Source organism: Limnohabitans sp. Rim8 (assembly GCF_945901735.1).
Taxonomy (GTDB): domain Bacteria; phylum Pseudomonadota; class Gammaproteobacteria; order Burkholderiales; family Burkholderiaceae_C; genus Limnohabitans_A.
In genome coordinates this window covers 1-5645 of the sequence record NZ_CAMDLM010000061.1, presented here as the reverse complement: position 1 = coordinate 5645, position 5645 = coordinate 1, and the positions used below count along the sequence as shown (strand labels likewise).

5 protein-coding genes and 1 other RNA gene are annotated in these 5645 nt (G+C 59.4%); 2 read left to right on the top strand and 4 right to left on the bottom strand.

Annotated elements, in window-relative coordinates; genetic code table 11:
- From ssrA to ompA, 4 genes are all read right to left on the bottom strand, one after another.
- Positions 1–148: a transfer-messenger RNA gene (gene ssrA, locus Q0O99_RS17380) on the bottom strand; the annotation flags it as partial.
- Positions 149–161: 13 nt separating this feature from the next.
- Positions 162–827, bottom strand: a complete 666-nt coding sequence (locus tag Q0O99_RS17375) for an HAD-IA family hydrolase (RefSeq protein ID WP_293753231.1) — start codon at positions 825–827, stop codon at positions 162–164.
- Between the two features lie 2 nt (positions 828–829).
- Complete coding sequence (gene ubiG, locus Q0O99_RS17370; protein WP_293753230.1) at positions 830–1540, bottom strand: bifunctional 2-polyprenyl-6-hydroxyphenol methylase/3-demethylubiquinol 3-O-methyltransferase UbiG; 711 nt, start codon at positions 1538–1540, stop codon at positions 830–832.
- 94 nt (positions 1541–1634) lie between these two features.
- Entirely contained in the window at positions 1635–2336 is a 702-nt protein-coding gene (gene ompA, locus Q0O99_RS17365) for an outer membrane protein OmpA (RefSeq protein WP_293753229.1), read from the bottom strand.
- Between the two features lie 232 nt (positions 2337–2568).
- Here ompA and gyrA point away from each other — a divergent pair, with 232 nt between their 5' ends.
- Both gyrA and Q0O99_RS17355 read left to right on the top strand, forming a co-directional pair.
- Positions 2569–5235: a DNA gyrase subunit A gene (gene gyrA, locus Q0O99_RS17360; RefSeq protein ID WP_293753228.1), complete on the top strand. Its 2667-nt coding sequence runs from the start codon at positions 2569–2571 to the stop codon at positions 5233–5235.
- A gap of 3 nt (positions 5236–5238) precedes the next feature.
- Positions 5239–5645: aminotransferase class V-fold PLP-dependent enzyme (locus Q0O99_RS17355; RefSeq protein ID WP_293753227.1), on the top strand; the 407-nt coding region annotated here is incomplete at its 3' end.

The window sequence follows — 5645 nt, the reverse complement described above, 5'->3', positions numbered from 1 at the left end:
GCCAACTGTTGCAAGGCTCACCGGATTAAGCGGCGAGTGCGAAACGTTCGTCGTTTGCAGTTAGTTTTTTTTCCGAAGATTAACGAGGATCAGAACCTCGACATGCCCTGCCACGCGTCCGAACCCATGTCGAAACCAGTGCAGCCCCTAAGCGGCCTATTTTAGGCGCTCTTGAGGAATTTCAAGAGGTCCGTCGGTGAATCAATGTGCAAATGGGCATTCCAGCGCGAAATATCGGTCTGTAGCCCCAAATAACCGTAGGTCGCGGCCACCGTGCCCATGCCTGCAGCCAGGCCTGCAACGATGTCGCGTTCATCGTCACCCACGTACACACAACGCGCAGGGTCGATGGCCAAACGCCGTGCGGCCTCGAACAAGGGCTCGGGGTGCGGTTTGGCGTGGGGTGTGGTGTTGCCGCTGACGATGGCGCCGGCTGTGGCGAACAAGGGCATGGCTGCGGTCAGAGGATCGGTGAATCGGCTGGATTTGTTGGTGACCACGCCCCACGGCAGCCCCAAGGCCACCAGGCGCTCGATCATGTCTACCACGCCGTCGAAGATGCGGGTGCGTTCGGTCATGCAGTTTTCGTAGGTGACGAAAAACTCTTCTTTCATGGCCTCGAAGTCGGGGTGCTCGGGTGTCATGCCAAAGGCGATGCCCAGCATCCCGCGGGCACCAGCGCCGGCCATGTGGCGGTAATGCGCTAAGGGCAACGAGGGCAAGCCACGGTCGACCCGCATTTTGTCCGCCGCTGCACCCAAATCGGGGGCACTGTCGATCAAGGTGCCGTCCAGGTCAAACAAGACGGCTTGTGCGTGTTGAAACATGTTCAGGCTTTCCGGCAGGCGAGCAAATAGTTCACGCTGGTGTTCTGGCTCAGCCAATACCGCTTGGTGAAGGGGTTGTATTCCATGCCCTTGAAGCCTTGAGCGTCCAGGCCGGTTTCGCGCGCCCAAGTGGTCAGTTCGCTGGGCTTGATCAGGCGTGCAAATTCGTGCGTGCCTTTCGGCAAGAGGTTCAAAATGTATTCGGCCCCAACGATCGCAAATAAAAAGGACTTGGGGTTGCGGTTGAGCGTTGAGAAGAAGACCCAGCCGCCCGGTTTGACCATTTGGGCACAGGCTTTGACCACCGCGGCGGGGTCGGGCACGTGCTCCAGCATCTCCATGCAGGTGACCACATCAAATTGCCCGGGCTGCTCAGCGGCCAGGGCTTCAGAACTCACTTCGCGGTATTGAACGCCTTGGGTACCAGCTTCCAATGCATGCAGCTGGGCCACTTTGAGGGATTTGGTGGCCAAGTCGATGCCGAGCACCTGGGCGCCTTTGCGCGCCATGGCATCGGCCAAGATGCCACCGCCACAGCCGACGTCCACCACATTCAAACCTGTCAAGGGCACCAGGCCGTTGATCCACTCGAGACGCAAGGGGTTGATTTGGTGCAGAGGGCGGAATTCGCTTTCGGGGTCCCACCAGCGGTGGGCCAGGTCGGAAAACTTGGCCAGTTCGGCCGGGTCGACGTTGTTGGTGCTTGTAGTCATGGGTGCTGATTGTCGGTGAACAGACCACAAGCTTTGAAAGACAGACGAAAAAAAGCCCCATTGCTGGGGCTTTTTGGCGTGATCCGGTGAAGGATTAATTATTGGGACGTGTGCCCACCACTTCGATTTCCACGCGGCGGTTCTTGGAACGGCCAGCAGAAGTCTTGTTGTCAGCCACTGGCTGTTTCTCGCCTTTGCCTTCGGTGTAAACGCGGTTCTTTTCGATGCCCTTGGTCACCAAATAGGCCTTGACAGCGTCGGAACGCTTGACCGACAACTTCTGGTTGTAAGCGTCAGAACCCACGGAGTCGGTGTGACCCACGGCAATGATGACTTCCAGGTTGATGCCCTTGACTTTGCCAACCAGGTCATCCAGCTTGGCTTTGCCTTCGGCCTTCAGGACCGACTTGTCGAAGTCAAAGAACGCGTCAGCGGCGTAAGTGACTTTGGTGGCGGCGGCTGGTGGAGGTGCAGCTGGACGTGGTGCAGCAGCGGCAGGTGCGGGAGCTGCTGCTGGAGCTGGAGCGGCAGCTGCTGGAGCGGCAGGACGAGCTGCTGGAGCTGGAGCTGGAGCTGGAGCTGCGGCTGCAGCAGGACGGGCCACGATGGCACCGTCGCAACCGGCAGCGGCTGTCGCAGGTGTCCAGCTGGCATCACGCCAGCACAGTTCGTTGGTACCGTTTTTCCAGACCAAGTCGCCTGTGCCGTTGCGCCAGTTGTCGATGGTTTGTGCACCAGCAGCGGATGCAAGCGCCGCGGAGGCCAACAACATCGCCACTTTGTTCAGTTTTTTCATGGTCTTCCTCTTGAGGGGTAAAGCCGCAGACGCGCTGCGAAAAATAGACGCTGTAGATGACCGTCACCCACTGCGTTGCTTTTTATTGTGCCATAGACAGCTGCGGGCTCGGTCAAATGCCTGACAGACAACCAAAGGTGAACACAATTGCATGCCAAATGTTGCATGGACGCGACAGCCGCTTGCACCTAAAATGCATGGTTTTCACCGCGTCACTTTTCCTCTCCTACATATGACCCAGTTCGCCAAAGAAACACTGCCCATCAGTCTGGAAGAGGAAATGCGGCGCAGCTACCTCGATTACGCCATGAGCGTGATCGTCGGTCGTGCCCTGCCCGATGCCCGGGACGGCCTGAAACCCGTTCACCGTCGCGTGCTGTTTGCGATGCACGAGCTGAACAACGACTGGAACCGCCCTTACAAAAAATCGGCCCGAATCGTGGGTGATGTGATCGGTAAATACCACCCCCACGGCGACCAGTCGGTCTACGACACCATCGTGCGCATGGCACAGGACTTTTCCATGCGCCACATGCTGGTCGATGGCCAAGGCAACTTCGGCTCGGTCGATGGCGACAACGCCGCCGCGATGCGGTACACCGAAATCCGCTTGGCCAAGATCGCCCATGAGATGCTGGGCGACATTGACAAAGACACCGTCGACTTCGGCCCCAACTACGACGGCTCCGAAAAAGAACCCCTGGTTTTGCCCTCGCGTTTGCCCAACTTGCTGATCAACGGCTCGGGCGGTATTGCCGTGGGCATGGCCACCAACATCCCACCGCACAACCTGAACGAGGTGGTGGACGCTTGCATGCACCTGCTGCGCAACCCCGAAGCATCCATCGACGAACTGATGGAAATCGTGCCCGCGCCCGACTTTCCCACGGGAGCCATCATTTACGGCATGACTGGCGTCAAGGATGGTTACCGCACGGGCCGCGGCCGAGTGGTCATGCGCGCCAAGTGCCACTTTGAAGACATCGACAAGGGCCAGCGCCAGTGCATCGTGGTCGACGAGTTGCCCTACCAAGTCAACAAAAAGACACTGCAAGAGCGCATGGCCGAGTTGGTGCACGAAAAGAAAATCGAAGACATCAGCCACATTCAGGACGAATCCGACAAGTCGGGCATGCGCTTGGTAATCGAGCTCAAGCGCGGCGCGGTGCCCGAGGTGGTGCTGAACAACCTGTACAAGCAGACCCAGCTGCAAGATACCTTTGGCATGAACATGGTGGCCTTGATCGACGGTCAGCCCAAACTGTGCAACCTGAAAGACCTGATCCAGGTCTTCTTGCAGCACCGCCGCGAGGTGGTGACACGCCGCACAGTGTTCGAGCTGCGCAAGGCGCGTGACCGTGGCCATGTGCTGGAAGGCCTGGCCGTGGCTTTGGCCAACATCGACGATTTCATTGCTATCATCCGTGGCGCACCGACACCCCCTGTGGCCAAGGTGGAACTGATGAACCGCGGCTGGGACAGCCAGATGGTGCGCACCATGCTGACCCGCGCCCGAGACGATGGCTCGGTGGTGAACGCCGACGACTACCGCCCGGAAGGTCTGGAGCGCGAATACGGTTTGGGCCAGGACGGCCTGTACCGCCTATCAGACACGCAAGCGCAAGAAATTTTGCAGATGCGTCTGCAGCGCCTGACAGGTCTGGAGCAAGACAAGATCGTGGCCGAATACAAAGAGGTCATGACCGAGATCGAAGACCTGCTGGACATCCTGGCCAAGCCCGAGCGCGTGTCCACCATCATTGGTGACGAGCTGGGCACGGTGCGCCAAGAGTTTGGCCAGACCAAGATCGGCGCGCGCCGCAGCGAGATCGAACACAGCGCGCAAGACCTGTCCACCGAAGACCTGATCACGCCGACCGACATGGTGGTGACCTTGTCGCACAGCGGTTACATCAAGAGCCAGCCGCTTTCCGAATACCGCGCACAAAAGCGCGGCGGTCGGGGCAAGCAAGCCGCCGCCACCAAAGAAGACGACTGGATCGACCAACTCTTCATCGCGAACACGCACGATTACTTGCTGTGCTTCTCCAACAGGGGCCGTTTGTATTGGCTAAAAGTCTGGGAAGTGCCTGCGGGTTCGCGTGGCTCACGCGGCCGCCCCATCGTCAACATGTTCCCCTTGCAAGAGGGAGAAAAGATCAACGTGGTGCTGGCTCTGACCGGCGAAGCCCGCACCTTCCCAGACAACCAATACGTGTTCATGGCCACGTCCATGGGCACCGTGAAAAAGACCTCGCTCGACGAGTTCAGCAACCCACGAAAGGGCGGCATCATTGCCGTGAACCTGGACGAAGGCGACTTTTTAATCGGTGCCGCTTTGACCGACGGCAAACACGATGTGATGCTGTTCAGCGACGGTGGCAAAGCCGTGCGCTTTGACGAAAACGATGTGCGCCCCCTGGGCCGCAGCGCTCGTGGTGTGCGCGGCATGATGATCGAAGACCACCAAAGCGTGATCGCCATGTTGGTGGCGGGCGACGAAACACAGAGCGTCCTCACGGCCACAGAAAACGGCTACGGCAAACGCACCTCGATCACCGAATACACCCGCCACGGCCGTGGCACCAAAGGCATGATCGCCATCCAACAATCCGAGCGCAACGGCAAAGTGGTGGCCGCCACCTTGGTCCACGCCGACGATGAAATCATGCTGATCACCGACACCGGTGTGCTGGTGCGCACCCGTGTCTCAGAAATTCGCGAACTCGGCCGCGCCACACAGGGTGTGACCTTGATTGGTCTGGACGAAGGCGCCAAGCTCTCGGGTCTACAACGTATTGTCGAAAACGATGCCCATGTGACCGACGGCGAAGTGGGGGACGGTGAAGCGGGAGGTGCCGACGCCACGCCAAACGACGGCGCACCGGCAGCGGAATAAGTGATGGCGCGCGCCTTCAACTTCTCTGCAGGCCCTGCCGTCATGCCCGAAGCCGTGCTTCAACAAGCTGCGGCCGAGATGTTGGACTGGCAAGGCTCGGGGATGAGCGTGATGGAGATGAGCCATCGCGGCAAGGAGTTCACCGGCATTTACGAGCAAACCGAAACCGACTTGCGCGAGTTGTTGGCGGTGCCGACCCACTTCAAGATTTTGTTCATGCAAGGCGGCGGTTTGGCCGAAAACGCCATCGTGCCGCTGAACCTGTCGCAAGGCGGGGCGATGGACTTCGTGCTCACGGGCAGCTGGAGCCAAAAGTCGCTCAAGGAAGCTGGCAAATACGGCACAGCCCGTGTGGCCGCTACGGCGCAAGCCGACGGCTTCACCACCCTGCCCGCGCCAGCCACTTGGCA

Excerpts from the sequence above, each read along its gene's own strand:
- Q0O99_RS17375 (WP_293753231.1), bottom strand. The coding sequence starts at position 827 with ATGTTTCAACACGCACAAGCCGTCTTGTTTGACCTGGACGGCACCTTG.
- ubiG (WP_293753230.1), bottom strand. The coding sequence starts at position 1,540 with ATGACTACAAGCACCAACAACGTCGACCCGGCCGAACTGGCCAAGTTT.
- ompA (WP_293753229.1), bottom strand. The coding sequence starts at position 2,336 with ATGAAAAAACTGAACAAAGTGGCGATGTTGTTGGCCTCCGCGGCGCTT.
- gyrA (WP_293753228.1), top strand. The coding sequence starts at position 2,569 with ATGACCCAGTTCGCCAAAGAAACACTGCCCATCAGTCTGGAAGAGGAA.